General features: G+C 65.1%; 22 protein-coding genes. 9 read left to right on the forward strand and 13 right to left on the reverse strand.

Going from position 1 to position 26,978, the window contains the following annotated elements; all coding sequences use genetic code 11:
* Positions 1–28: 28 nt before the first annotated feature.
* Together ACMHYJ_RS04810 and ACMHYJ_RS04815 are read right to left on the reverse strand one after the other, a co-directional pair.
* Positions 29–1,327 carry a TRAP transporter large permease gene (locus ACMHYJ_RS04810; RefSeq protein ID WP_414245064.1) on the reverse strand — a complete coding sequence of 433 codons (1,299 nt, stop codon included), beginning with the start codon at positions 1,325–1,327 and terminating at the stop codon, positions 29–31.
* Entirely contained in the window at positions 1,324–1,869 is a 546-nt protein-coding gene (locus ACMHYJ_RS04815) for a TRAP transporter small permease (RefSeq protein ID WP_414245065.1), read from the reverse strand. Before ACMHYJ_RS04815 ends, ACMHYJ_RS04810 begins: the two co-directional genes overlap by 4 nt.
* Before the next feature lie 128 nt (positions 1,870–1,997).
* On the opposite strand from ACMHYJ_RS04815, the gene ilvB reads away from it, so the two are divergent.
* The 4 genes from ilvB (at position 1,998) to ACMHYJ_RS04835 (ending at position 6,889) form a co-directional block, all read left to right on the forward strand.
* Positions 1,998–3,764 (forward strand): biosynthetic-type acetolactate synthase large subunit, encoded by a 1,767-nt coding sequence (gene ilvB, locus ACMHYJ_RS04820; RefSeq protein ID WP_414245066.1) that lies wholly within the window; start codon positions 1,998–2,000, stop codon positions 3,762–3,764.
* A gap of 365 nt (positions 3,765–4,129) precedes the next feature.
* Positions 4,130–5,107: a TRAP transporter substrate-binding protein gene (locus tag ACMHYJ_RS04825; protein ID WP_414245067.1), complete on the forward strand. Its 978-nt coding sequence runs from the start codon at positions 4,130–4,132 to the stop codon at positions 5,105–5,107.
* Positions 5,108–5,112: 5 nt separating this feature from the next.
* Positions 5,113–5,601 (forward strand): TRAP transporter small permease, encoded by a 489-nt coding sequence (locus ACMHYJ_RS04830; protein ID WP_414245068.1) that lies wholly within the window; start codon positions 5,113–5,115, stop codon positions 5,599–5,601.
* Positions 5,602–5,611: 10 nt separating this feature from the next.
* Positions 5,612–6,889 carry a TRAP transporter large permease gene (locus ACMHYJ_RS04835; RefSeq protein WP_414245069.1) on the forward strand — a complete coding sequence of 426 codons (1,278 nt, stop codon included), beginning with the start codon at positions 5,612–5,614 and terminating at the stop codon, positions 6,887–6,889.
* A gap of 64 nt (positions 6,890–6,953) precedes the next feature.
* Here the strand turns inward: ACMHYJ_RS04835 and ACMHYJ_RS04840 are convergent, their stop codons facing one another.
* From ACMHYJ_RS04840 to ACMHYJ_RS04865, 6 genes are all read right to left on the reverse strand, one after another.
* The gene (locus ACMHYJ_RS04840) at positions 6,954–7,229 is read right to left on the reverse strand and encodes a Txe/YoeB family addiction module toxin (RefSeq protein ID WP_414245070.1); all 276 of its coding nucleotides are present in this window, start codon (positions 7,227–7,229) and stop codon (positions 6,954–6,956) included.
* On the reverse strand, positions 7,219–7,476 hold the full coding sequence (locus tag ACMHYJ_RS04845) for a type II toxin-antitoxin system Phd/YefM family antitoxin (RefSeq protein ID WP_414245071.1): 258 nt from the start codon (positions 7,474–7,476) through the stop codon (positions 7,219–7,221). Before ACMHYJ_RS04845 ends, ACMHYJ_RS04840 begins: the two co-directional genes overlap by 11 nt.
* Before the next feature lie 132 nt (positions 7,477–7,608).
* Positions 7,609–8,631, reverse strand: coding sequence for a TRAP transporter substrate-binding protein (locus ACMHYJ_RS04850; protein WP_414245072.1), 1,023 nt, complete (start codon positions 8,629–8,631; stop codon positions 7,609–7,611).
* 52 nt (positions 8,632–8,683) lie between these two features.
* Positions 8,684–9,964 carry a TRAP transporter large permease gene (locus ACMHYJ_RS04855; protein ID WP_414245073.1) on the reverse strand — a complete coding sequence of 427 codons (1,281 nt, stop codon included), beginning with the start codon at positions 9,962–9,964 and terminating at the stop codon, positions 8,684–8,686.
* A 14-nt stretch (positions 9,965–9,978) separates the two neighbouring features.
* A complete protein-coding gene (locus tag ACMHYJ_RS04860) occupies positions 9,979–10,455 on the reverse strand; it encodes a TRAP transporter small permease (RefSeq protein ID WP_414245074.1) in 477 nt (158 codons plus the stop codon).
* Positions 10,442–11,011 carry a gluconokinase gene (locus ACMHYJ_RS04865; RefSeq protein ID WP_414245075.1) on the reverse strand — a complete coding sequence of 190 codons (570 nt, stop codon included), beginning with the start codon at positions 11,009–11,011 and terminating at the stop codon, positions 10,442–10,444. The genes ACMHYJ_RS04860 and ACMHYJ_RS04865 overlap by 14 nt, the downstream gene beginning before the upstream one ends.
* Positions 11,012–11,156: 145 nt before the next feature.
* On the opposite strand from ACMHYJ_RS04865, the gene ACMHYJ_RS04870 reads away from it, so the two are divergent.
* Both ACMHYJ_RS04870 and ACMHYJ_RS04875 read left to right on the forward strand, forming a co-directional pair.
* Positions 11,157–12,218 (forward strand): LacI family DNA-binding transcriptional regulator, encoded by a 1,062-nt coding sequence (locus ACMHYJ_RS04870; protein ID WP_414245076.1) that lies wholly within the window; start codon positions 11,157–11,159, stop codon positions 12,216–12,218.
* A 246-nt stretch (positions 12,219–12,464) separates the two neighbouring features.
* The gene (locus ACMHYJ_RS04875; protein ID WP_414245077.1) at positions 12,465–14,900 is read left to right on the forward strand and encodes a hypothetical protein; all 2,436 of its coding nucleotides are present in this window, start codon (positions 12,465–12,467) and stop codon (positions 14,898–14,900) included.
* A gap of 64 nt (positions 14,901–14,964) precedes the next feature.
* Here ACMHYJ_RS04875 and ACMHYJ_RS04880 read toward each other — a convergent pair whose 3' ends face one another.
* Positions 14,965–17,658: a DNA topoisomerase III gene (locus ACMHYJ_RS04880; protein ID WP_414245078.1), complete on the reverse strand. Its 2,694-nt coding sequence runs from the start codon at positions 17,656–17,658 to the stop codon at positions 14,965–14,967.
* A 65-nt stretch (positions 17,659–17,723) separates the two neighbouring features.
* Between ACMHYJ_RS04880 and ACMHYJ_RS04885 the strand changes: the two genes are divergently transcribed.
* Positions 17,724–20,414 carry a GDYXXLXY domain-containing protein gene (locus ACMHYJ_RS04885; RefSeq protein WP_414245079.1) on the forward strand — a complete coding sequence of 897 codons (2,691 nt, stop codon included), beginning with the start codon at positions 17,724–17,726 and terminating at the stop codon, positions 20,412–20,414.
* A 33-nt stretch (positions 20,415–20,447) separates the two neighbouring features.
* Here ACMHYJ_RS04885 and fabG read toward each other — a convergent pair whose 3' ends face one another.
* From fabG to ACMHYJ_RS04900, 3 genes are all read right to left on the reverse strand, one after another.
* Positions 20,448–21,188 carry a 3-oxoacyl-ACP reductase FabG gene (gene fabG, locus ACMHYJ_RS04890; protein ID WP_414245080.1) on the reverse strand — a complete coding sequence of 247 codons (741 nt, stop codon included), beginning with the start codon at positions 21,186–21,188 and terminating at the stop codon, positions 20,448–20,450.
* A 73-nt stretch (positions 21,189–21,261) separates the two neighbouring features.
* On the reverse strand, positions 21,262–22,173 hold the full coding sequence (gene gluQRS / locus ACMHYJ_RS04895) for a tRNA glutamyl-Q(34) synthetase GluQRS (protein ID WP_414245081.1): 912 nt from the start codon (positions 22,171–22,173) through the stop codon (positions 21,262–21,264).
* Complete coding sequence (locus tag ACMHYJ_RS04900; protein WP_414245082.1) at positions 22,151–22,618, reverse strand: DUF494 family protein; 468 nt, start codon at positions 22,616–22,618, stop codon at positions 22,151–22,153. Before ACMHYJ_RS04900 ends, gluQRS begins: the two co-directional genes overlap by 23 nt.
* 63 nt (positions 22,619–22,681) lie before the next feature.
* Between ACMHYJ_RS04900 and ACMHYJ_RS04905 the strand changes: the two genes are divergently transcribed.
* Positions 22,682–24,052: a DUF6056 family protein gene (locus ACMHYJ_RS04905; RefSeq protein ID WP_414245083.1), complete on the forward strand. Its 1,371-nt coding sequence runs from the start codon at positions 22,682–22,684 to the stop codon at positions 24,050–24,052.
* Positions 24,053–24,098: 46 nt separating this feature from the next.
* Entirely contained in the window at positions 24,099–25,346 is a 1,248-nt protein-coding gene (locus tag ACMHYJ_RS04910) for an O-antigen ligase family protein (RefSeq protein WP_414245084.1), read from the forward strand.
* Here the strand turns inward: ACMHYJ_RS04910 and ACMHYJ_RS04915 are convergent.
* Complete coding sequence (locus tag ACMHYJ_RS04915; RefSeq protein ID WP_414245085.1) at positions 25,280–26,896, reverse strand: methyl-accepting chemotaxis protein; 1,617 nt, start codon at positions 26,894–26,896, stop codon at positions 25,280–25,282. The two genes, ACMHYJ_RS04910 and ACMHYJ_RS04915, sit on opposite strands and share 67 nt — an antisense overlap.
* Between the last annotated feature and the right edge of the window lie 82 nt (positions 26,897–26,978).

The raw sequence follows: 26,978 nt of genomic DNA on the forward strand, positions 1-26,978 counted from the left end.
GTGAAATGATGGATTCAAGAAGTATCCGCTAATACCCCAGGTAATGCGGCAACCATAGCGCAATTTGTGGAAACAGCACCACCAGCACCAGGGTGCACAGCATCCCCGCCACCAGCCACAGCACCCAGGGCACGGTGGACTCCATGGGGATTTGCGCGATTTTGCTGGACACCATCAGATTGACCGCCACGGGCGGGGTGAATTGCCCCACCGCCACCATCAGGGTCAGCACCACGCCCAGCCAGACCAGATCCCACTGGAAGGCCATGGCCACGGGCTGGATCAGGGGCACGAAAATCAGGAAGATGGAAATCCCGTCCAGGAACATGCCCGCCACGATCAGCAGCAGGATCAGCAGGGTCAGCACCCCGTATTCGCCCAGGCCCGAGCCGACGATGGCGTGGGTGATGGGGTCGATGATCGACAGCGTGGACAGCGACCAGGCGAAAATCCCCGCCAGGGTGACAATCAGCATGATGACGGCGGACAACTCGCCCGCCTCGCGGAAAATGGGGAACAAATCCCGCCACTTCATGGTGCGGTGTACGAAAATACCGATGAACAGGCCGTAGAACACGGCCACCACGGCGGCTTCGGTGGGGGTGAAATACCCCATGCGCATGCCCCCCAGGATGATGACCGGGGCGGCCAGGCCGGGAATGGCCTCGAACAGGCTGCGCCAGAAGGGCGGGCGGGGCTCGCGGCGCGCTGCGGCGCCCATCTTGTGGCGGCGCGCCAGCCAGACCGCCGGGATGATCAGCCCGATGCCCGCCAGGATGCCGGGCAGCATGCCGGCGGCGAACAGCGCGGGCACCGAAGCCTGGGGCACCAGGACGGAATACACGATCATGGCGATGGACGGCGGGATCAGGATGTCGGTGGCCGCCCCGGCCGCCACCACGCTGGCGGAATAGGCGCGCGGGTAGCCCGCGCGGTTCATCGCGCCGATCATGATGGCCCCCACCGCCGCCGCGCAGGCCGGGCCGGAGCCGGAAATCCCGCCCAGGAACATGGCCACGGTAATGGCTACCACGGCCAGCATGCCGGGGCCGTTGCCGGTGATGGATTGCGCCAGGCGCACCAGCTTGGCCGCCACGCCAGAGCGGTCGAAAATCGAGCCCACCAGCACAAACATGGGGATGGCCAGCAGGGGGTATTTGGCCAGCCCGGCGTAAAAGCTCTGGGCCACCGCCATCAGGCCGAACCAGTGCGTGTCGGTATTGGCCAGGGCGATGGCCAGGGTGCCCGCGCCCCCCAGCGCCACGGCCACGGGCACCCCGATGGCCATCAGGACGGTGAACAGGCCGAACAGCAGGGCGGCGATCATCGCGCAGCCCCCCAGGTGCGGCGCAGCATGCCGGCCAGGCGCAGCGTGATCAGCCCGGACAGCAGCGGCAGCCACATCGAATACCACCAGGTGGGCACGCCAATGGCGGGCGAGGTATCCCCCCAGTTGAATTCGTCCAGCGCCATGCGTCCCAACAGGATTGTGAGCACACCGAAAAACAACAGGCAGATCGCGTCGCCCGCCAGCGCGAAGCGGCGCTGGCGGGCGGGCAGGCCGCCGTCGGCCAGCTGTTCGATGCGGATGTGCAGCCGCCGCACAAAGGCCGAAGACCCCGCGCTGAGGGTCAGAACCACCAGCAGGAAAACCGAAATTTCTTCTGTCCAGGCGAAGGATTCGTCGGTGAGATAGCGCACGATGACATTGGCCATGGTGATGCCGGCCAGCACCGCCAGGCTCAGTACCGTGAGCCAGTCTTCAAGGCGCAGGGAAAACCGCACGGGGGGATCGGCGGGGGTTGTGTCGGCCAGTATCGCGGCCAGGTCGGGGGGCGTAGGGTCGGGCATGAACAATGGATTCGACATCGACAACAGCCTGCCGATACTAGCGCGGATTGGCTTTTTTGCCTGTACGGGACATCCCGTGGTACGGGAAGGCGCGCCGGGAAAGGGATACACTTGAAACTTCTCTTTTGCCATGGACAGGTTCCGCCGTGAATGCCCCTTCCCTCGCGCCTGTGCGCGCCGTTGCCTCCGCCACCCGCAATGGCGCCGAAACCCTGTTGGATACGCTGCTGGCCCTGGGGGTGGACACGGTGTTCGGCTACCCCGGGGGGGCGGTGCTGCCCCTGTACGATGCGCTGTATGCCGAACCCCGCATACGCCATATTCTGGTGCGCCACGAACAGGCCGCCATGCACGCCGCCGAAGGCTATGCCCGCACCACGGGACGGCCCGGCGTCGTCTTCGTCACGTCGGGGCCGGGCATGTCCAACACCACCACGGGCTTGCTGGATGCGCTGTGCGATTCCATCCCCGTGCTGTGCATCAGCGGCCAGGTGGCCACCGGGGCCATCGGCACGGATGCCTTCCAGGAATGCGACGCGGTGGGGATTTCCCGCCCGGTCACCAAATGGAATGCCCAGGTGCGCCGCGCCGAGGACATCGCCGACCTGGCCGCCAAAGCCCTGCGTCTGACCCAATCCGGGCGGCCCGGCCCGGTGCTGCTGGATTTTCCAAAAGACCTGCAAATTGCGGCGGTGCCCGCCGAACACGCTGCGGCGGCCCCGGAGCCCGAGCCCCAGGCCGAGTCTTTCACGCCGCACACCGAGGCGGCAATCAAGCGCGCCGCCGCCCTGATCGCCCGCGCCCGCCGCCCGGTGTTCTATGGCGGGGGCGGGCTGATCAATTCAGGCGTGGATGCCTGCCATGCGTTTCGATCCCTGGTGCAGGCCACCGCCGCGCCCTGCACCCTGACCCTGATGGGCCTGGGCGCCTACCCCGCCGCCGATGATCAGTTTCTGGGCATGCTGGGCATGCACGGCACCCTGCAGGCCAACCTGGCCATGCACCACGCCGATCTGATCATCTGTGTGGGGGCGCGTTTCGACGACCGCATCACCGGGCGTCTGTCCGACTTTTGCCCGCATGCCGACAAAATCCACCTGGACATCGACCCGGCTTCCATCGACAAGGTGGTGCGCGCCGACGTGGCCCTGGTGGGCGATTGCTATCCCCTGCTGCGGGCCTTGCACAAAGAACTGGGGCAATACCCCCTGCCCGCCGATCGCCTGGACGACTGGTGGCAGCGCATCGGGGTGTGGCAGGCGCGCGATTGCCTGAAGGTGGCCCCCGCCCCGGATGTCATCTTGCCGCAGGATTTAATGCAGCGCGTCAATCGCTTGCTGGCCGGGCGCGATGCCGTCGTGGCCACGGACGTGGGCCAACACCAGATGTGGGCGGCCCAGTACATCCAGCTGGATCGCCCCAACCGCTGGCTGACGTCCGGCGGCGCGGGCACCATGGGTTATGGCCTGCCCGCCGCCATTGGCGCCCAGGTGGCCCACCCCGACAAACCCGTGGTCTGCATCAGCGGCGATGCTTCGGTGCTGATGAATATCCAGGAACTGGCCACCGCCATGCAGCACAAGGCCCCGGTCAAGGTCATTTTGTGCAACAACGGCCACATGGGCATGGTGCGCCAGTGGCAGGAACTCATCCACGAAGGCCGCTACAGCCACAGCTATAACGCGTCCATCCCCGATTTTGTCGCCCTGGCCGCCGCCTTCGGGTGGGGCGGCGCCCGGGTGGAGCACCCGGACGAGCTGGATGCCGCGCTGGCCGCCTGCATGGCCTACGATGGCCCGTATTTCCTGGATGTGGCCGTGGTGCCGCTGCAAAACTGCTTTCCCATGATGCCCGCCGGCTACGGGCACCAGCAGGTGATGCTGTCCGAAGACACCTGGTATGTTGAAGAATAAATGGGTCGAACCCGAATGGCGCTGCGTTAACTTTTGGGTTCTAAACACGCCCACGCAGTGAGGGGCCGCACGGGGCGCTGGTCGGCCGGTCCCGGCTTTGCCGGGACTGCTCGGCCAGAGGATGCTCATTGGGGCGTTCGCCAAACGCGCGGGGTGGACAGTCTACTAGACTGTCCACAAGCGTCCCGCTTGAACGGTGGCTCACTTGCCTCCCCAATGAGCATCCTCTGGCCGACGGTCTCCAACAGCGCCCCGTGCGGCCCCTCACTGCGTGGGCTTTCGTTTCGAATGGCGCTTAACGCAGCGCCATTCGGGTTCGACCCCCTTTATAATGGTTTCGCGTTTCAAGACAATCGGGAGACAAGATGTTTCAATCCAAAAAAATGGCGGGCTGGTTAGCGGCCGTCGCCATCGCAGGTTTTGGTGCGGCCGTTCCGGCCCAGGCCGAAACCCCCCTGAAAATGGCCTACGCGCTGTCCGAAAACTCGCATTACGGGGCCGGGGCCGATGCCTTTGTCAAAGCGCTGGAAGCCAGCAGCCCGGAATTCAAGGTGCAGCAGTTTCCCAACAGCCAGTTGGGCGGCGAACGCGAAGTCATCGAGGGCCTGCAACTGGGCACCATCGACCTGGCCATCGTGTCCACCGGGGCCACGCTTAATTTTGTGCCGCAAACCGGCGTGTTCGACATCCCCTTCCTGTTCCGCGACCTGGATCACGCCCGCAAGGTGCTGGACGGCCAGATCGGCCAGGACATGCTGGCCGAATTCCCCAAGCGCGGCCTGGTGGCTCTGGCCTGGGGCGAACAAGGTTTCCGCCACCTGACCAACAACGTGCGCCCGGTTAAAGAGCCCGCCGACATCAAGGGCCTGAAAATCCGCACCACCGAAAACCCCATCCACATCGCAGCCTTCCGCGAACTGGGCGTGCTGGCCACCCCCATGGCCTGGCCCGAGGTCGCCACGGCCTTGCAGCAAGGCACCATCGACGGCCAGGAAAACCCCTTGTCCGTGATCGTGTCGGTCAAGATGTGGCAGATGCAAAAATACCTGTCCCTGACGGCCCACGTGTATGCGCCGGCCTTGATCCTGATGTCGCCCGCGGTATACGACGGCCTGTCCGACACCGACAAGGAAAACCTGAAAAAAGCCGCCCACGAAGGGGCGGTGGCCATGCGCCAGTTTGTCGACAAGGTCGAAAAAGACGGCCTCGAAACCCTTAAGGAAAACGGCATGCAGGTCAATACGGTGGATCACGCCGCCTTCGTCAAGGCCGTGCAGCCCGTCTATCCGCAGTATTACAAGCAGTTCGGCCAGGAACTGGTCGAATCCATCCAGAACACGTAATAATCATGCGCGTGCTGGGGCGGATTGATCGGGGGCTGTCGCGCTTGGTGTCCTGGGTGGCCCAGGCCATGCTGTGGTCCGCCGTGGCGGCGGGTTTTTACCAAGTCCTGGCGCGCTTTGTCCTGCAGTCGCCGTCGGCGTGGTCCGAGGCCTGGACGCGCGCCGCCATCATCTGGGCGGTGATGCTGGGGGTATCGCTGGCGTTTCGCCAGGGGGCCATGCTGGGGGTCGATCTTTTGCATAACCTGCTGGCCCCGCGCCGTGCCCGGCTGCTCGAACACCTGGTCTTGCTGATCGTGGTGGGGTTCCTGGGCTTTTTGGTCTGGATTGGCATCGACATGACGTGGCGCGTGCGTTTCCAGTCCACCCCCAGCCTGGGGATCTCGATTTCCTGGATTTATCTATCCATCCCCATCGGGGCCGCCTTGTCCTTGCTTGGCGCGCTGGCCTATTGGGCCGAGGATTCCCGCGTGCCTTATGTTGAAACTGTTTAGGGGCTAGATCATGTCGCAACTCATGGTCGTGTCCATGTTGCTGTTTTTTGGCCTGACGGTGCCGGTGGCGGTGTCCATCGGCCTGGCCACCATGGCGGGGGTGGGCTTCGATGGCCACATGACGTGGCTGGTGATCGCCCAGCAACTGTATGCCGCCCTGGACAAATACCCCTTGGTGGCTGTGCCCTTTTTCATCCTGGCCGGCAACCTGATGGAAGCCGGCGGCATTTCCGACCGCATGGTCGAGTTCGCCAAAAGCGTGGTGGGCGGGGTGCAGGGCGGGCTGGCCTGCAGCTGCGTGCTGACCTGCATGATTTTTGCCGCCGTGGCGGGTTCCAGCGTGGCCACCACTTTCGCCGTGGGGGCGATCCTGATCCCCGCCATGGTCAAGGTCGGCTATCCCGCGCCGTTTGCGGCCTCGCTGCAGGCCTCGGCGGCGGAACTCGGCGTCATCATCCCGCCTTCCGTGCCCATGATTCTGTTTGCCGTGTCCACGGACACCTCGGTGGGCGAGGTCTTTATCGCCGGTATCGGGCCAGGGCTTTTGATTGTGGTGGCTTTGATGATCTACGTCTGGCTGTATGCCCGGCGCAATGGCCTGGGCAAGCACGATGGCGACGGCCGGCTGCCTTTGTGGGCGTCGTTCAAGCGGGCGTGGTGGGCGCTGCTGATGCCGGTGATCATCCTGGGCGGGATCTATGGCGGCATCTTCACCCCCACCGAGGCCTCCGCCGTGGCGGTGGTCTATGCCCTGTTCGTGGGGGTTTTCATCTATCGCCGCCTGTCGTTTGCCACGCTGGGGCAAACCTTCCATCGCTCGGTGGTGTCCACCGCCGTCATCATGTTCATCATCGCCAATGCGGGCGTGTTCGGCTTTCTGCTGAACCGCGCCGGGGTGCCCATGGCCCTGGGGCAATGGCTGGGGCAGCTGTTCGGCAGCGAATTCACGTTCCTGCTGGGGGTCAATATCGCCCTGTTCTTCATCGGCATGTTCATCGAGACCTCGGCCTCCATCGTGGTGCTGGCCCCCCTGCTGCTGCCGGTGGCCATGCAGTTCGGGGTGGATCCGGCGCACTTTGGGGTGATCATGGTGGTCAACCTGGCGCTGGGCATGGTGACGCCGCCTTTCGGGGTCAACCTGTTTGCCGCCTGCACCGTATCCAAGGTGCCGATCGAGCGCCTGGTGCGGCCTTTGCTGCCATTCGTGGGGGTGGTGCTGATGTGCCTGATGGTGATTACCTACTGGCCCGATTTATCGCTGTATTTCAGGGATTTGGTGTATCGCTGACAGATCGGGGGCTGCAAACGTCTTGGCCTTTATCAGTGGAAGCGGCTGCATTCAGCTGAATCGGTTAATAATGGTGGCGGCACGCGATGACGACCAAGGCCGACCCATCAACACAATATACCAGCCGATGGGTGTCATCGATGCGGCGAGACCAAAAGCCCGACAGGTTTTCTTTCAGTGGTTCCGGTTTGCCGATTCCCAGGAAAGGGTGTCGTACACAGTCTTTGATCAGTTTGTTGATTCGCTTGAGCGTTTTGCGGTCTTGGCCCAACCAGTATTCATAGTCTTCCCATGCTGCCAAGGTCCAACTGATATTAAGTAATTGGGGCTCAGTCGGCATCGACCAGTGCCTGTGTTTTGACCAGCCTTTGGCGATATTGGCTGATGGAACGCGCCAGGTGGGCCGCATTGGCGGGAGACTTGAGTAAGTGTACGGTTTCCATCAGGCCGTTGAAGTTGTCTAGCGACATGACAACGGCGTCTGGGGCGTTACGGCGGGTAATGACCGTGTAAGTGGCATCGTCAGTCACTTGGTCGATGACATTTTTCAGGTTTTTTCGGGCTTCGGAGAAACTGACGATACGCATGATAAAACACCGCTTAGTTGTCCTATTTATGGTACAAGTCTAGTGTGTTTTTTAGTGAATTTCAACAAGAGATGATCTATTCGCCGCCCTGCCGCCCCAAGCCAGGGCTTGGAGCGGCACCTGCGCAGCCGCTTAACCGCGCGGCTTGTCCGTCCCCTGGCGAATGGCTTTCAGCTGGTTTTGCACGGCTTGCCAGACGGCGGCGCCGACGTCTTGCTTGATCTGCTCATTGACGGGCTTGATCGTTTCGCGCATGCGCTCGACTTCCTCGGGCGCGACCTCATTGACCTGCATGCCATCGGCCTTCAGTTGCGCCAGCGCTTCGTCGGCTTCCTTGCGCGTGTCCTGGCGCTCGAAATCGCGGCTGGCGATGGCGGCCTGCATCAGCACGTCGCGCTCGTCCGCGCTCAGGCTGTCCCACCATTTCTTGCTGGCCGTGACGATCCAGGGGCTGTAGACGTGATTGGTGATGCTCAGGTATTTCTGGACTTCATAGAATTTGCTGGACAGGATGGTGTTGTAGGGATTTTCCTGGCCGTCCACGGTCTTGGTTTCCAGGGCGGTGAACAGCTCTGAAAACGGCAGGGGCACGGCGTTGGCCCCCAGGCGCTGGAAGGTTTCCAGGAAGACGTTGTTCTGCATCACGCGCAGTTTCAGGCCATCGAAGTCTTCCAGGCGGGTGACGGGCCTTTGGCTGTTGGTCAGGTTGCGAAAGCCGTTTTCCCAGTAGACCAGGCCCACCAGGCCCTTTTCCTCCAGCTTGTCGATCAGCATCTGGCCGGCGCGACCGTCCAGAACCTTATCGGCTTCCTCGCCGGAATTGAACAGAAAGGGCGTGTCCCACATGGCCATTTCGGGCGTGATGCCGACCAGCGTGGCGGTGGAGCCCACCATCATTTCCTGCGCTCCGCCGATCAGCGCCTGCTGCATCTGGATGTCCGAGCCCAGGGCGGCGGCGCCGATGGCGCGGATTTTCATCTTGCCATCCGACAGCCGGGCGACCTCGTCGGCAAAGACCTGGGCGGCTCGGCCCTGGTTGGAATCCTGGTTCAAGCCGTAGCCGAAGCGGATCAGGCGGGTGTCGGCGGCCTGGGCCGAGAGGCTGAGGGTGCCGGCCACGACCGTGGCGGCGAGCAAGAGTGTTTTCAGTTTCATGGGGGTTCTCCTTGGTGGGGTGAATCGTGCCGTTTTGGGGCGGTGGGGGGTATCAGCCCAGCCAGCGGACCGGGGCGATGACGATTTGGGGAAAGAGGATCAGCAGGATCAGCAGCAGGATATAGGCCAGCAGGAAGGGGGCGATGCCCTTGACGACTTCCTCCATGCGCACGCCGCCCACGCCGGCCACCACGTTCAGCACGGTGCCCACCGGCGGCGTGATCAGGCCCAGGCAGCCGGTGAATACGAACATGAAGCCAAAGTAGATGGGGTCGATGTGCGCCTTCATGGCCAACGGCAGGCAGACTGGGGCGAAGATCAGGATGATGGGCGTCAAATCCATGGACGTCCCCACCAGTAGCAGGAAGACCACCATGCAGGCCATGAACAGGGTCGGGTGCGCGAGGATCGGCTGGAACAGCGCCGCCAACTGGTTGGGCAGGTCGGCCAGCGTGATCATATAGGCCGCCACCGTGGCGGCGCCGCACAGGAACATCACCACGGCCGTCGTGATGCTGGACGCCACCAGGACGTCGTAGGTGGCTTTCCAGGACAGGGCCTTGTAGATGAAACGGGACACCAGGAAGGCGTAGACGGCGGCCACCACGGCGGCCTCGGTGGGGGTGAAGACTCCGAAGCGGATGCCCCCCAGGATGATGACCGGCATGAAAATGGCCCAGGTGCCGTCGAGGATGACCTGGCGGCGCTCGGCGGCCGTGGCGCGCGGCGCGGCCGGCAGCTGGCGGCGGCGGGCCACGATGCGCCAAGCGATCAGCAGGGCGCCGCCCATCAGAATGCCGGGCACGATGCCGCTGATGAACAGCTTGCTGATCGAGGTGTTGGTGGTGACGCCGTAGATGATGAAGGGCAGCGACGGCGGGATGATCGGGCCGATGATGCCGCCCGAGGCCAGCAGGCCCGTGCTGTATCCCATGGGGTAGTTCTGCTGGCGCATCATGGGGATCAGGATCGTGGCCAGGGCGGCGGTATCGGCGATGGCCGAGCCGCTCATCGAGGCCAGCAGTACGGCGGCGAAGACCGTGACGTAGCCCAGCCCGCCGGGGATGTGGCCCACGAAGGCGCGCGCCATGTCGATGATGCGCTGGCTCAGGCCGCCGGCGTTCATCAGTTCGCCCGCCAGCACGAAAAACGGCACCGCCAGCAGCGGGAAACTATCGAAGCCGGCTTGCAGGTTTTGCGCCAGCAATTGCGTATTGAAAAAGTCCAGTTGCCACATCAGGGCCACGCCGGAGACCAGCAGGGCGACCGCGATGGGAATGCCGATGGCCATGGCGGCGAACAGCACGGCGAGGAACAGCAGGGTGGTTTCCATGTGTGAGTCCTTGTTCAGCCGCGCAGGCGGTCGAGAATGGCCTGCTTGAACAGCAGGACTTCCATGGCCGCGGCCATGAACAATGTGGCGGCGGCCGCGATGGACAGGGGGTAGCCCATGACCGGGCTGTGGCTGTGCAGGCCGGCGATCACTTGATCCCACGCCCCTTTGACCACCATGCCCAGCACGATAGCGCTGATGAGGGCGGCCAGCGCATCCAGGACGACCCGCATGCGTGGCCCGACGCGGTCGATCAGCAGGTCGAAGCTGAGGTGTCTTTTTTCGTAGGCGGTCACGACGGTGCCCATGCAGACCAGCCAGACGAACAGCAGGCGGGACAGTTCCTCATAGATCACCAGGCCGGTGCCAAAGGCATAGCGCAGCACGACGTTGCTGAAAACGGCCACGACCATCAGGGCCAGCGTGACGGCCATGAAGGCTTCGGCCGCTTTGCGCATCAGGGGTTTGCCGGTGGGGTTAGCGGGATGCATGCGGTCTCCTTTGCAGCCAGTCGCTGGCGCTGTCCAGAATCTGATCCAGGGCTTGTTCGCTGTCCAGATGCAGCAGCCCGGCTTCATCCAGCGGGGGTTCCAGCGCGGCGAATTGGCTGTCGATCAGGGTGGCGGGGAAAAAGTGGCTGGCGCCGCGCCCGGCCACCCGCTGTTGGGCGGCGTCCCGCCCCACTTCCAGCCAGATGAAGGCCAGGTCGGGGACGTGGGCGCGCAGCCGTTGGCGATAGGCGCGTTTCAGGGCCGAGCAACTGAGGACGACGCCGTCGGCGGCGTGGCGCACCAGCTCCTGGCCCAGGGCTTCCAGCCAGGCGTGACGGTCTTCGTCGTCCAGCGGGATGCCGGTGCGCATTTTGGCGTGGTTCTGTTCGCTGTGGAAGGCATCGCCCTCCACGAAGACCCAGCGGTGGCGTTGGGCCAGCATGTCGCCGACAGTGGATTTGCCGCTGCCGGAAACGCCCATGACGACGACGGCCTGGGGCGGACAGGCCGGAGGCTCTGGGGCGGTACTGAAAGAAGATAGCGCTATCTTTTGCATGGAAAAAAGTCTGGTATAAAAGAAATGCTTGTGGGGTTGGCGGCAAGCCACAGCGGCCGCTGAAGTGGGGGATTGCTTTCGATGTGCCTGATGAAGCGTTAAGATAGCGCTATCTTTAGTTGAACGACTATTAGGGAATTCCTGTATGACGCATGATGTCCCGGCAAAACGGGCTGGACAGAACCGGACGGGTCGAGGCCATAGCCGGTCGACCGGCCGGGTCACGCTGGCGGATGTGGCGGCCCTGGCCCGGGTCAGCCCGATCACGGCTTCTCGCGTCGTGGCGGGCAAGACCACGGTCAAGCCGGAGCTGGCGGATCGGGTGCGCGATGCCGTGGCGCGCCTGGGGTATCGCCCCGACCCGTCGGCGCGGGCGCTGGCGTCGGCCAAAAGCAACCACGTCGTGGTGCTGATCCCCCTGCTGTCCAATACCCTGTTCACGGAACTGCTGGAAGCGATCCAGGAAGTCATGTGGCAGGCCGGGTATCCCATCTTTGTCGGCATCACGCAGTACCAGCCGGCACGCGAGGCGGCGCTGTTGGAAAACTATCTGTCGCACCGGCCCGCCGGCCTGATTCTTACCGGCTTCGACCGGGATGAAGCCGCGCGCCGCCTGATCGCCGACAGCCGCACGCCCTGCGTCCACGTGATGGAATTGCGCGACGAACCGGGGGTGCATTGCGTGGGGTTTTCCCAGGTCGAGGCGGCCCGCGCCGTGGCCCGGCACCTGCTGGATCGGGGACGGCGGCGCATTGCGTTCGTGGGGGCCCAGCTGGACCCCCGCACCTTGGAGCGCGCGGCGGGGTTTCGCCACGCGCTGGGCGCGGCGGGTTGCTACGACCCTAGCTTGGAAATCCTGGATGCGCGGCCCTCGTCCGCCGCGCTGGGGGCGGAAATCTTTCGCCGGCTGCTGCGGGAACACCCGGACGTCGATGCCGTGTTTTTCTGCAACGACGACCTGGCGCATGGCGGTTTGCTGGAGGCCCTGCGTCAGGGGGTGGCCGTTCCCGGCCGAGTCAGCGTGGTGGGCTTCAATGACCTGCCGGGCAACGCGCAAATGCTGCCGCCCCTGAGCAGCTTGCGCACCCCGCGCCGGGAGGTCGGCGAAGCCGCCGCCCGAATGCTGCTGCAGATGATGCGCGGCAAGCCGGTAGCCCGCTCCGTGCTGGATCTGGGCTTTGAATTGAAAGCCCGGGCCAGCAGCTGAACCCGTCTTTTGCCGTGCGGTGGCGCCGGTACGCGCCGGGCCGTGCGGAATCCGCTGCCTATTTTCTGTGCGCCCCGCCGCCGGGTGGCGATTGGATGAAATATTTGTTGTAAGCCTGTAATATCTGGGAATACACGACAACCTGCGACGTCCGTCATTGTTTCAATGGCAAACAACAGGCTGCCCGGATGGTCCCCGTGGGCCTGGATTGCCCCCTGCGGCATTGCGCAACCCGGAGACCCACCCATGGCATACAACCTGTTCAACGAAGACTATTACCTGACTTATAACCCGGATGTGGCCGCCGCCCTCCTGCAGGGCAATGGCCTGACCGCCGAACAGCACTTCAATCTGTACGGCAATGCCGAAGGCCGCGCCCCCGGCCCCTTGTTCGATCCGTCATACTACCTGGCCGTCAACCCGGACGTGGCCGACGCCGTGCTGGCCGGCCTGATCACCGCCTACGATCATTTCCTGCTGCATGGCATCCCGGAAGACCGTTCGCCACTGATCATCTTCGATCCCGACTATTATCTGGCGCTGAATCCCGACGTGGCCGCCGTGCTGGGCGCGGATTTGAATGCGGTGCAGCATTTTTTGCAGTACGGCAGCAACGAAACCCGCGCCATCTCGCCCTTTATCGACCTGGCCGCGTATCTGGCGGCCAACCCCGATGTGGCGGGCGCGGTGGCCGCTGGGCAGTTAACCGCGCTGCAGCACCTGATGAACTACGGCGTGCTGGAAGGCCGCGATCTGGGCAACGGCATCGACCTGGCTATTTTCCAGAACGACCCCGTGTTCACCGATGCGCTGGGCGTTGGCAACCACGACCTGGCGCTGGCGCGCATGGCGGCGGTGGCGCCATTCTTGCCCGGTTTTCAGCCGCCCGATGGCTGGACGCCCGCGCCCGACACGCCGATTCCCGTTGATTTCGTGCCGCCCGCAGGCGTCAAACTGGTGGTGCCGCCCGGCGTGGTGGTGCCGGATGACCTGCTGCCGCTGCCCGACACGTTCGAGCAGGATCATTCCGGCGGAGGCGGGGGAGGTGGCGGCGCCGGTTTTACCGTGACGGACGACGGCAGCGGCCACTTTACCGTGGGCGTTCTGCACGGCGACGTCGTGATCACCGTGGATGGCGATGATTATGTCTTTACGCCGGCCACGGGCACGGCGGTGCGCGTGCCGGTCACGGACGTCGCCGGCCTGGTCGTCAACGACATCAGCCTGTCCGGCACGGCGGTGGTGCTCAGTGGGATGTCCGCCACGGGCACGGGCGGTGTCGTGGTTCGTGATTTGCATGAGAAGAAGGCCGGCAATGGCTTTATGGACGCCGACCTCAGCGGCTTGGATACTGCCCAGGTTTCTGCTTATTATGACGCCGCCCAGAATGGAGACATCTCAAATGGGGCTCTGTTGGGCTCGGCCTCGGTCTTTTTCTATAATAGCGACAGCGGCGTTAAAACGGTTTTTGTCCGTTCAACTGGGACAGCGCCTGTGCATCTGGGCACGGCCACCCTTCATGTGCCGGATGATGTCGCTTTGGATTTCAGGGTGGCCGTCGCCCTGAAGGGTGTCCAGGTCGTCGGGGACGGCCAGGTGTCTGTGCAGACACTGACCAGCGACTCCGATCTGTCCGGTTTGGCCGATAGTCTGACCGTCGAAGCCCGGGGCAAGACCAATCAGGATATTTCTGCCAATACTACGCTGGATGCGGTGGATGCCTATGACTGGAGTGAAAACCACCTGACCCTGACTGCAGCCCAGGCGGATGGTCGGCCGATTTCCGGCGCTGGCAATGCGACAATCTTCGGTTCCGATGGCGCGCAAACCCTGACGGTGAGCACGACGGGCAGTGCGTCCAATTTCATCGCCGGCGGCCTCGGGGCCGACCAGATCACCCTGGGCGGCGGCGAGGACATCGTGATCGTCGGCGGGGCCAGGCCGGTCGTCGCGCAGGAAACCACCCTGAGTTTCAGCACCGATGGTGGCGACTATGTGGTGGGGGATCAACTGAGTCTCACCATTGAAGCCGGCGGCCTGGCTGCCGCCGTCACGGTCAGCAGCCCAATTTCGCCATTGGGGATGGGCAAAAGCCTTGTTGATTTAGCTGGCGCGATCAACTCGTCTTTAGCGCTGCGGAGTGTGCTTGAAATAGTGGGCCTTTTCCCGGCTGATCTGGACGGCGGCCGGATCACGTTGGTCGCCGCGGAGGCTGGATTGGCTGGCGCCTTCAGCGTGACGTCGACGTCCGACCAGCTTGAGACAATCGACATCACCAAATGCCCGGAGGACGCCCGGGACGTTTCGGAATCTCCGGCCATCGACAATGGCTGGGATGTGATTACCGGGTTTACGGTGAACCAGGATCATCTTCTGCTGGAGGACGGCCATACCGTGGTCACGGCGGGCAGTATTACGGTTGATTCCGACATCTATGCGATCAATGACAAAGGCATTGTGGTCGGCACCAACGATATCGGAGAACTGGACACGATCCTGCAGGCCCTGGCCGATGAACTGACCACCAGCCAGGCCGCCGTGGCGTTTGAGCATGACGGCCACACCTACGTGTTTCAAAGCGACGGCACCAGCGGCCTGACGGCGGCCGACACGCTGATTCAGCTGGCCGGCCTGACGGGGCTGGACGACTTGAATGACATTCTGGTGCCCTTCGCTACTTAAGGGCGGCCGATAGGCCCTTAGTGTGCTGTCCGATTTTAAATGTATGGATTAACCGGACAGCACGCTAAAACGCCGGGCCGTCGTCTTCTGTCGGCGCGGCGGCCTTTTTGGCCGGGGCTTTGCGGGTGGGTTTTGTCGCCGCCGTGGTTTTTGCGGCCGCCCCCGCCTTGTCGGATGCCGTTGCGGGGGCCTTGCGTGCACGGGTTGTGCTTGTTTTGCCGGCGGTGGTTTTTGCGCTGGCTTTGGTGGCGCTGGTCTTGCCCGTGCCCGCCGCCTTGGATGCCGCTGCTTTAGCCCCGGCCTTGGGCGCGCGTGCCTCGAACTCGAAACCCACCTTGCCATCGGCCTGCAGCACCAGGTAGGCCTTGAATTTGCGGTTGGTGCGGCTGGACACGAAATTGTCGAAAAGATCCGTCTTGCCGGTTTCCAGCAGCTTGCCGACCTGGGCGGCGGGGATTTCCTGCTGCAGGATGACCTTGCCGGTGCGGAAGGTGCAGGTCTTGTTGGGGCCCACGGTGTGTTCGCAGACGTAGTTCATGCCGTGTTCAAAGACGCGGCCCTGGCATTTGGGGCATTGGCCCACCGGGGTCTGGCCGGAAAAATCCACGGGTTCGCTGTCTTCGTCCTCTTTTTGGCCGAAGTCGAATTCCAGCTTGAACTCGTCGGTGATGCGCAGCACGGCGGCAAAGGGGCGGCCCATCTTGCTGATGAAACCTGTCAGTGGCCCCAGGGTGCGCTCGGTCAGCAGGGTTTCGACCTCGGGTACTTCGAAGGTGCGGCCCCCCGGGTGTTTGCCGATGGAAAAATCACAACTGGTGCAGGCGTAGCGGCGGTAGTTTTCCTTGACCACGCCGCCGCATTTCGGGCAGGGCGTGGCCAGGGTGGCGTAGTCGCCCGGCACGGTGTCGCGTTCGTATTCCTTGGCGCGCTTGACGATCACCTGGGTCATCTGGGCGATTTCGCGCATGAAGGACTCGCGGTCCAGCTTGCGCTGTTCGATCAGTTTCAGCTGGTGTTCCCAGCCGCCGGTCAGTTCGGGCGAGGTCAGCTCGTTGACGCCCAGGCCGGCCAGCAGCGTCATCAGTTGGCGGGCCTTGGCGCTGGGGATCAGGTCGCGCCCTTCGCGGCGCAGATAGGTTTCGTTGATCAGGCCCTCGATGATGGCGGCGCGGGTGGCCGGGGTGCCCAGGCCGCGTTCGGACATGGCTTCGCGCAGGGCCTCGTCATCCACCAGCTTGCCCGCGCTTTCCATGGCGGACAGCAAGGTGGCTTCGTTGAAGCGGGCGGGCGGTTTGGTGGCCAGGGCGCGGGCCTCGATGTCTTCGGTGCGCACGGTTTCGCCCTCGGCCACGGCGGCCAGGGAGGCCTCGTCGCCCTGGGCTTCGCGGCCGTAGATGGCCAGCCAGCCGGGGGACACCAGCACCTTGCCTTCGGTTTTGAAGCGGTGGCCCGAAACCTGGGTGATGCGCGTGGTCACGCGGAATTCGGCGGCGGGGAAGAACACCGCCAGGAAGCGCCGCGCGACGAGTTCGTAAATTTTGAATTCGGCGTCCGACAAATCCCGGGGCACTTGCAGGGTGGGGATGATGGCGAAGTGATCCGAGACTTTTTTGTCGTCGAAGATGCGGCGGTTGGGCTTGACCCAGTGCTGCGCCACCACCTGGGCGGCAAAGGGTTTGACCGAGGCGGCCACGCCGGATTCGCTGTCGGCCAGCACCTGCATGGTGTGCTGCACCGTGCCGACGTAATCCTGCGGCAGGTAGCGCGAATCGGTACGCGGGTAGGTCAGGGCCTTGTGGCGTTCGTACAGGGTCTGGGCCAGGGCCAGCGTGGTCTTGGCGGAAAACCCGAAACGCGAGTTGGCCTCGCGCTGCAGCGTGGTCAGGTCGAACAGGGCGGGCGACTGCTGCGTGCTGGGCTTGGATTCTTCGGTGACCGTGCCGGGCTGTTCGCGGCAGGCGCTGACCACGCTTTGCGCGGCGCTGGCCGACCACAGGCGCGAATCCCGCGCATCGGGGTCTTGCTCGTTTTTCTTGAATTCGGGGTCGAACCAGCGGCCTTCGTACAGGCCCGCCGCCGCCACGAACGTGGCGTGGACTTCCCAGTAATCGCGGCTGACGAAGGATCGGATGCGGTTTTCGCGTTCCATCACGATGGCCAGCGTGGGGGTTTGCACCCGGCCCACGGGGGTCTTGAAAAACCCGCCATCCTTGCTGTTGAAGGCGGTCATGGCCCGGGTGCCGTTGATGCCCACCAGCCAGTCGGCCTCGGCGCGCGAGCGGGCGGCGGCTTCCAGGGGCTTCATGGTATCGTCGTCGCGCAGGTTGGCGAAGGCATCGCGGATCGCGGCCTGGGTCATGGATCGCAGCCACAGGCGCTGGATGGGTTTTTTCACCCCGGCGTATTGCACGATATAGCGGAAAATCAGCTCGCCCTCGCGCCCCGCGTCGCAGGCGTTGATGACGCCGCTCACGTCCTTGCGCTTGAGCAGCTTGACCAGCAGCTTCAGGCGCTCGGCCGAGCGTTTGTCGGTGGGGCCGAGTTCGAATTGGGGCGGAATCACCGGCAGGTGGGCGAAGCTCCATTTGCCGCGCACCGGGTCGTTGGGGGCCACCAGACTGAGCAGGTGCCCTACGCTGGACGACAGCACATATTGGTCGCTTTCGAAGTAGTCGCCTTCGCGGGTGAAGCCGCCCAGCGCCCGGGAGATATCCAGGGCCACGGAAGGTTTTTCGGCAATAATCAGAGTTTTAGTCATGTGATTCCAGTGGCGGCCATTTTTTTGACCGCGATAGCGCGGATCATACGAGGGGGCACCGTACCATGCAAGTCAGTCCGGCAGGGCAGCCTGCGGTTTATCCAAGCCGGTGGGGCCGTGAGCTGGCCCAGGCGCTCGGCCTGTTGGCGGCCGTGCTGGCGGGCTGCGCCCTGGTGTTCTGGGTGGCCGCCAACTGGCCCCGGATCGGCCCCCAGGCCCGTTTGTGGATGGCTCAAGGGGGGTTGATGCTGGGGGTGCTGCTGGCGGCTGGCCTGGCCGGGCGCGGCAGTCGCTGGGCGGGCCCATGGGCTGGGTTTGCCGCGCTGGCCACAGGCGCGGTGTTGGCCCTCGTGGGTCAAATATATCAAACCGGCGCGGATCGCTGGCAAATGTTCCTGCTTTGGGCGGGTTTGATTCTGCCTTGGCTGGCTCTGCTGCGCACGGTGTTTCTGGCCTTGTTGTGGGTGTTGCTGTTGAATCTGGCCGCCTGGCTGTGGGCCTTTGGCGGGGGGATGGATACCGGGTTCTGGCCGGCGTCGCACGGGTTGTCGTGGGGCCTGCTGGCACTGCTGGGGTTGAATGCCGGCTTGCTGGTGTTGGCGGAGTGGGTGGCCGCGTGTTGGACGGATCCTTGGCATCTGCTGCGCCGGGCATTGGTCGCGCTGCTGCTGGGCTGGGCTTTTGCGCTGGCGGTGCAGGGGGCCTGGGCCTTCGAGCCGGCGCATGGGGGGCTTTGGGCGCTGGCCGGTGGGCTGCCCGCCCTGGTGCTGGCGGCGGTATATCGCCATTGGCGGCAGGATTTGGCGGTGGTGGCCTTGGCCCTGCTGGCCGCCATCGGCATCGTCGGGGTGTGGCTGCTGCATGACCTGGACACCTTCGAAGGCGTGCTAGGGGTGGCCTTGCTGATGCTGGCGCTGGCCTCGTTGGCGGGGCGTTACCTGTTGCATGCGCTGCGCCAGGGCCGATCCGCTCCACGGGCCGATGCGGCCGATGCGATGGACATGGCGGGCGCGGCGGTGGCTGTGGCGCGCGCAGCGGCTGCGGGCGATGCGGCCAATGCGTTGCTGGTGTCGCCGCCCTGGTATTTCACGCTGCTGCGGGTGGGGGCCTTGTTGCCGGCGCTGGTCTTGCTGGGCGTGTGGCTGGCATTCAGCTTTGAGCTGGATTCGGCGGGCGATGTGCTGGCCGTGGGGGCGGTCGCGCTGCTGGCCGGGCTGGGACTGGCGCGCTGGGCGCGTGGGGTGTGGGGGCGGGATATCGGGGCCGTCCTGGTGGTGCTGGGCGTGCTGCTGTGCATGGCGGCCGCGCTGTTCCTGATGGCGGCCGAGGCGGATCGGGCCTGGCGCTGGCCGGTGGTGCTGGGGGCGGGGGTGTTGGCGTATGTCGGGGTGCCGCAGTTTGCCGTCCGCTTGCTGGCCGCCGGCCTGACGCTGGCTGCCGGCCTGTGGCTGTCGGGGGGGGCGGAAATCCTTTTTTCCCCTGCCGGCGAACGTGCCGGGGCGGCGGCCTGGCTGGCGGTGCGCCTGTGGGCCTTGCTGTACGTGGGCGCGGGGCTGTGGGTGGCGTGCCTGGATGGCGGGCCAGGCGGGGCCGGGTTTCGGGTTTTTCGTCTTCGGGCGGTGTTCTGGCATCCCTTGGCCTGGGCCTTGATGGGCGCGGCGGCGGTCGTGGCTTTGCTGCTGGGCGGTGTCGCCCGGGCCCCCTGGCGGATTTGGCCGCTGGCCGGCCAGGGGGCCTTGTTGTTGTGCGCCCTGTTGCCGGGGTTGCTGCTGGCCGCCTGGATGGCCAGTATCCGCCCCCGGCTGCCTGGCGGGCTGCGGGTGGCCGTGCCCCTGGCGCTGTGTCTGGCGGGCCTGGGCTGGCTGATGATGCCGGCGGTGTCGGTGGCCCTGGCCTGGCTGGTGCTGGGGCGCCTGTCTGGCGTGCGCGTGGCGCAGGGCTTGGCTTTGCCGCTGCTGCTGGCGGGTTTGTTTGTTTATTACCAGGTGCCTGTGGGCGGGCTGACGCTGCTGGGTAAATCCGCCGTGCTGGCGGGCACGGGGCTGTGGCTGGCTGGGGTGGCCGGCGTGTTGCTGCGGGCGGCCGACGGGCCGTCGGGGCGCGCCAAGCCGGGCGTATCGCCGGGCGGCTGGGCCGGTGGCCCGTCGGCCTCGCTGGCGGCCCGCGCCAAGGCCGGCTGGCCGGGCCGTGTCCGGCCCTGGGGCGTGCTGGCGGGCGGCGTCCTGGTGCTGGGGGTGGTGCAGGCCCAGGTGCAGCGCCACGAGATGATTCTGTCCCAGGGGCGTGTGCTGATCCTGGCCTTGGCCCCGGTCGACCCCCGATCCCTGATGCAGGGGGATTACATGGCCCTGGATTACGCGGTGCGCCGCCAGGCCGATGACTGGCTGCGCCGCCCGGAGGCCGCCCGCGTGCGGGCCGGCGGGCGGGGCTGCCTGCTGCTGCGGCCGGACGCCCAGGGGGTGTGGCAGTTGCAGCAATTGCAGGTGTTGTCGAATGGCGCCCGGGAAAACTCCGTCCGGGAAAATTCCACCCCGGAGATGCCCGTGGTGCCGGCTTGCCGATCCGATGCCAAACAGGTGGCTTTGGCGGTGCGCTGGTCGGATGGCGTCAGCGATTTTGGCGCGGGCAGCTGGTTTTTCCCGGAAGGTCAGGGCGACCGCTACGCCGCCGCCCGTTATGGCGTGCTGCGCGTTGCCGATGACGGCACCGCATTGCTGGCGGGTTTGTTGGGGATGGATCGGCAGGCGCTTCGATAGCGCCCGCCGCGCTTGGTTTGTGGATCAGGCTTGTTAAAGCCGCAGCCCGCCCGTCACTTCGATCACGGCGCCGTTGATGTAGCTGGCCTCGTCGCTGGCCAGGAAGGCGTAGAGGTTGGCGACTTCTTCGGGCTGCCCCAGGCGGCGCAGCGGCACTTGGTCGCGCATGCGGGTCAGTACGGTGTCCGGGATGCTGTCCAGCATCGGAGTCTGGATGAAGCCGGGCGCGATGGCATTGACGCGAATCCCTTTGGGGCCCAGTTCGCGGCACCATGTTTGGGTGAAACCGATGACGCCGGCCTTGGCGGCGACATAGTTGGTCTGACCGAAATTGCCGCATAGGCCGACGATGGAACTGGCGTTCAGGATGACCCCGCTGCCGCGTGCCAGCATGCCGGGCAGCACGGCTTGGGCGGCGTTGAAGACGCCTTTGAGGTTGACGTCGATGACGGCGTCAAACTGATCTTCCGTCATTTTTTCGAGGCGGGCATCGCGGGTGATGCCGGCATTGTTTACCAGGATGTCGATGTGCCCGAATTGAGCCAGGGCGGCCTGGACGGCTGTGTCCATGCTGGCTCGGCTGGTGACATTGGCCGCCAGCCCGATGGCGTCCACGCCCGCATCCCGGCAGTGCCGCAGGGTGTCTTGCAATATGTCTTCGTGGATGTCACAGGCGACGAGCGTGGCCCCTTCCTGGGCGAATTTGAGCGCGGTGGCGGCGCCGATTCCGCGTGCTGCGCCTGTGATCAACGCGATTTTGTTCTGTAGCTTCATTCGGACTCCTGGGTTTCAAGGGAGGGGTGCGGGGTTTGCGGCGAAGATCGGAAAGCGTAACCCCATGTGTGTGTCAGGCAAAGCGCCGCGCCCACTGGCCGGTGGCGTCGGCCCAGAAGGCCGGGGTGTTGTGCGCCGTCAAAGGCGCAAAACCCAGGTCGGCCCAGGCCTGTTGCAAGGCGGCCAGCGGCTGGCGGGTGTCCAGCGCGGGCGCGTGATTTTGCTTGGAAAGTTTGCGCCCCTGCGAGTCCAGCCGCAGCGGCACATGCAGCAGGCGCGGGCAGGGCAGGCCCAGGGCGCGGGCCAATTGCCGCTGGCGCGCACTGGAATCCAGCAGATCGGCCCCGCGCACGACGTCGGTGATGCCCTGCAGGCCGTCGTCCACCACGACCACCAGCTGATAGGCCCACAGGCCGTCGGCGCGGCGGATGATGAAGTCACCCACTTCGCCGGCCACATCCTGTGATTGGGGGCCCAGCCAGCGGTCGCGGAAATGTTCCACGCCGGGGGCGGCGATGAAGCGCCAGGCGGGTCGCCGTGCGTCGGCGGCGGGCGCGTCCGCCGGCGGGGGCGGCTTGCCCGGCTGCGGGCGGCATGTGCCCGGATAGGGCCCGGGCGGCAGCTGGCCGCGACGGCAATGGCAGGGGTATGTCCGCCGGGCGGCCAGCAGTTGATCGAAGGCCTGCCGGTAGAAGGCGTGGCGCTGCGTTTGCCAGACGGGGGGTTCGTCCCAGTGCATGCCCAGGGCCTGCAGCTGCCGCAGGATGATCCGATCCGCGCCCGGCACGGTGCGCGGCGCGTCGATGTCTTCCAGGCGCACCAGCCAGCGGCCCCGGTGCGCCCGCGCATCCAGATAGCTGGCCAGGGCCGCCACCAGGGATCCGGCGTGCAACGGGCCGCTGGGGCTGGGAGCGAAGCGGCCCACATAGGGGGTGGGCGGATTGGACGGGTCGCGCGGCGGATCAGTGGGACGGACGGCCTTCATCGTCGGCCAGCAGTTCTTCAAAGACCAGGTGGTCGATTTCGGCCTCCTGGCTCCAGAGAACCATCAGCGCCAGGACTTTGATTTCGGCCAGGGACAAGGGCGAGTGATCCGCCGCCTGAGCGGTTTCGATCAGGATTTCGCGCAGCGCCGGGGGCAGGTTGTCGGTGTGTTCCAGGAAGCTGATGAAGCCGATGGCTTCGGTGCCCAGCGCGGCGTATTCGTGGTCGGTATAGATGCGGCTGGCGCGCGGCTGGGTGGTCGGCGTGATGGCCAGCGGCAGGCAGTGTTCGGTGGTGCTGGCCAGGGTGCGCAGCCAGGCCAGGGCGTCGTGGATGTCGTCGTGTTCAAACCCCACGGCGGCCAGCTTGCTGGCCAGCACGTCGGCGCGTGGACAGGCCTGCGGGGTGTAGTAGTTTTCGAACAGGTAGACCAGGATATCGTACATGATGATTCCGCCCAGATAGCGTTCCATTGTACCTTGATACAATCCCCGTCCATTATGACGCCGATGTATCGCATTAAAACCGCCGTCCGGTTCCAGCGGGGCGGTAACCGGTGGCTGCTGCCGGCCTGCATTTTCGTTTTCTGCGCCGGGCTGGTGGTGAACTGGCTGGCGCCCATGTCGTCCGATGATTACAGCTATTTCCTGAAAGGCGTGTCATGGGATGCCGTGTGGGCCCATTACAACGGCTGGAGCGGCCGGCTGGTGGCCGACACCTTGTCCAGCCTGGTGCTGGGGCTGGGTTCGCACAGCGCGGATGTCTTCAATGCCTTGGCCTTGACGGCCCTGGTGTGGGTGCTGTCGGTTCTGGGGCTGCGCCTGCTGGGGGGCGTTTCCTGGGCGCCGGACGCGCGCGTCTTTTTACTGGTCTTCGCGCTGTACTGGGTCAATAACCCGCAGCTGGGGCACACCACGTTCTGGATTGTGGGGGCGGCCAATTATCTCTGGACCAATGTGCTCAATTTCGGCTTTGCCCTGGTGTTTCTGGCCGCTTTGCAGCGCCAGGCCGCGGGCCGCCGGCTGACCTGGGCATGGGCCCTGGGCGGATGTGTGTTTGCCGTGATCGCGGGGTGCACCAATGAAAACACGGCCCTGACGACCTGGCTGCTGCTGGTGTTCCTGGCCTGGCGGGCTTGGCGTGGCGGCCAGCGCGGCGCCTGGCCCTGGGTATGGCTGGCCTGCATGGCGGCGGGGGTCGCCGTCCTGGTCTTGGCGCCCGGAAATGGCGTGCGCGCCCTGGTGGCCGATAACCAGGAATGGTACGCCGAGCCGCTGTGGTGGCGCGTGGCCTACCACTTGGCCCGCCGGCTGCCCGATTCGATGATGAAATACTGGGAGGTGTATCTGCTGCTGCTTCTGGGGATGGCGTGTGTGCGCCGCCCGCGGGATGTGGGCCGATGGGTGGCCGGCTTGATCGGCCTGGCTGTCCTGGCCAATCTGATCCTGGTGCAGGCCCCGGCTTTTCCCAAGCGGGCGTTGCAGGGCGGGTTCATGTATGCCTTGGTGGCCGCGTCCCTGTTGGGGCACTACGCGGTGCGTGCCGGCACGGCGCGGTGGCGCGTGGCGCTGGGGGCCGGTCTTGGGGCGTGCGCGCTGCAGTGGGTCGTGTCTTACGCGCTCGTCGTCCGGGCATACCATGGCGCGGCGCAGCAGGACGCGGTGCGTGTGGCCCTGGTGCGGGACGCCATCGAAAGCGGGCAGGCTCGGGTGGAAATTCCCCAATATTATTTTTCCGGCATGCTGAATCGCCGGGATGGGTTCGATGTGTTCTTCAATGGCGCGGCCATGGCGCGTTACTATGGCAGCGAGATCCAGATTACGGAATACCCGGTGCAGGGCCCCTATCGCCTCGGCCACCCCCCGCGTCGCATGCCCTGAAAGGGGCTCGGGATTCAATGAGGGCCGGCCCGGCCGGAGTTTTGGCATGACACGAACCATACTGATTTTCCTGACGGCCCTGATGCCTGTCGCCATCATGGGCAGCCAGGCGGTTCCCAGCCCCTTGTTCTATGCGGCGGTTCTGGCGGCCTTGTGGCTGTTGGCGCGGCAGCGGTTTGCCGGGGCCATGGCGTTCAGCCGGGCGCATGGCGGCATGCTGTTGTGCATGGCGGCGCCCCTGCTGGCGGTCTTGTCGTCCGGGCTGGGCCATGGGCGCATCGAGGGCGTCGATCTGGAAGCCAGCCTGCGGTTTTTTCTGGGGTTCTGGGTGTTGCTGCTGGCATATGGCCGCCTGGACGCGCAAGCGCTGCAAAAATCCTTATGGGGGTTTGTGCTGGCCGCTGTGGCGGCCACGGGGTTCGTGTTTTATCTCGCGCTGCAGACCCCCGACCGGCCGCAGACTACGGCGGTCTACAACGCGGTGGGCTATGGCAGCCTGCTGGCCTTGCTGGCCATGTTGTGCGTTTTGCTGGTGCCGGTTCGCCTGACCGCGTGGCGGCGGGCGGAAACCGGCCTGAAGCTGGCGGTGGCGGGCCTGTCCCTGGCCGGGGTGGCCCTGACCTTGACGCGCACGGCCTGGATGGCGATGCCCGTGTTTGTGGTGATTGCCGCCGTGCTGTTCGCGCCGCCCAAGCGCCCCCTGCGCCTGCTGGGGATCGTGTTGGCCGGCCTGCTGTTGGTCGGCGTTTTTCTGGGCGCCAGCGACAGCTTGCGCGGGCGGGTCGTCCTGGCTTACCAGGAAGCCGCCGACTGCGCCGGCGCGCAGCGCACGACGGACAGCTCCATCTGCATCCGTCTGCAGTTGTGGCGGGCGTCCCTGGACATGCTGGATAAACGCCCGCTGGCGGGCACCGGATCCAAGCGCCATTTCAACGACTACCTGCAAAGCGAATCCCTGCCCGCAGGCACGGTGTCGTCCTACGTGGCCGAGGGCTGGGGCGAGCCGCATAACGACCTGATGCTGTACCTGGCCAGTTTCGGCTATCCCGGCGGGCTGGCCCTGCTGCTGGTCTATCTGGGGCCGGCGTATTGCTTCGGCCGGCGCCTGTTGGGCGATCCGCCCGTGGCGCAACGGGCGGCGGCGGCGATGGGTCTGGCGGTTTGCCTGGGATTCATGGTGTTCGGGCTGACTGAAACCATGTTCCGAGGCATGCGGACCGTGTCGTTTTATGCCATGTGCATGGCGTTGTTCGCCGGGCTTTCGATGTCGTCCGAACCCGCCGGCAAGCCTTGAACAGACTGTTTGTACGCGCGCCGTAAAGCCACCGCGTCGGCGTGGGCATGGGTCTTGTCGCTGGGATCCAGCTTGAAAATCTTGATGTTGTCGGCGGATACCTGGGCGTTGTCTTCCAGGTTGTTTGCGATTCGGGCCAGTTCTTCAGCCAGTCGCGTGTTGGTGTGGGTGATCTGATCCAACTGCTGCAAGGCCATGTTGACTTCCTGCAGGCTGGTGGATTCTTCCTGGGCCGCCAGATGGATTTCCCGCAGGATGTCCACTTGGCGCTGGGCGGTTTGCTCCACGGCCTCCATGCTGGATTCGGCCAGCCGGCTGCGCTCGTTGCCTTGTTGGATGCGGTCGTGCGATTCCGCGATCAGGTCGCGGATCTGCCGCGCGGCGTCGGAGGTCCGCTGCGACAGCGCCCGGACTTCCGTGGCGACCACCTCGAATCCGCGGCCGTGTTCGCCGGCGCGCGCGGCCTCGACGGACGCGTTCAGCGCCAGGATATTGGTCTGGAAGGCCACGGATTCGATGACCTGCGTGAAACGGCTGATGTCCTGCGAGGATTCGGTGATGCGGTGCATGATCTCGGACAGCTTATGGATGGCTTCCTGGCTGCGCCTGACCGCGTCGATGGTTTCCTGGGCGATTTCGGTGCCGGTGCGCGTGGTATCCGAGGTTTGCCGAACCGTGCCGCTGATTTGCTCGATGGCGGCGGCCGATTGGCCCAGGCTGGTGGCCTGTTGTTCGGCGCGTTTGACCATGTCGTCGCTGTGTTGCGATAAGTCCAGCGCATCGGTGGATAGAAACTGCCGGACGTCCACCATGGCTGTGCGGATGATTAGGGCCAGCTGATTGATGGGCAGGATCAGACGGCGAATGTCGCGGAATTCGTCCGGGTTGATGAATTCCGCCAGGTCGCCGCTGGCCAGTTTGCGGGTCAGGTTGGCCACGCGCCGGACGGGCCGCATATAGGTGCGCCGGATGCCCAGGCAAGCCAACCCGGCGCACACGACGCCCGCCAGGCCCTGGGCCCACCACGGCAGGCCCGCGCCGGTCGCCGCCATCGGGCCGGCGGCGGCCAGGACGGGCAGCAGCACGGACAGGCGCTTGGAATTCGGCCTGAACAGGCGCGCCAGCCTGGAGGCCAGGTCGGTGGTCAGGACTTCGCCGCCTTGAAAGCGGTGCAGCAGCCGGCCTGCGGCAGCCTCGGCGCGCATGGTGGCGAACAGGGATTCCGCAGCGGCGATGGCCGGATCCGGCATCGCGGTGCGCACCGACAGGTAGCCGATGGTCTGGCCGTTTTCTCGGATGCCGGTGGCGTTGGCGCGAACCCAGTAGGTGTCCCCATTCTTGCGCCGGTTCTTGATGGGGCCGCTCCAGATTTTGCCGGATTGGATCGTCGCCCAGAAATCCCGGAAGGCTTCTTCGGGCATGTCGGGGTGGCGTAGGATGTTGTGTGGTTGGCCCAGCAGTTCTTGCCGGGTGTAGCCGCTGACGTCGACGAAGTCCTTGTTGCAGTAGGTCAGCCTGCCCTTGGTGTCCGTGATGGAGATCAGGGTCATGGTGGTGGGGTAAGCGTGTATTTTTTGTGTGACAGGCGTGTTTTTTCTCATTGTTACCTCCGGTGAACGTGAACCGAACCCA

The sequence above is a fragment of the Castellaniella hirudinis genome (assembly GCF_047468865.1).
GTDB lineage: Bacteria > Pseudomonadota > Gammaproteobacteria > Burkholderiales > Burkholderiaceae_B > Castellaniella > Castellaniella hirudinis_A.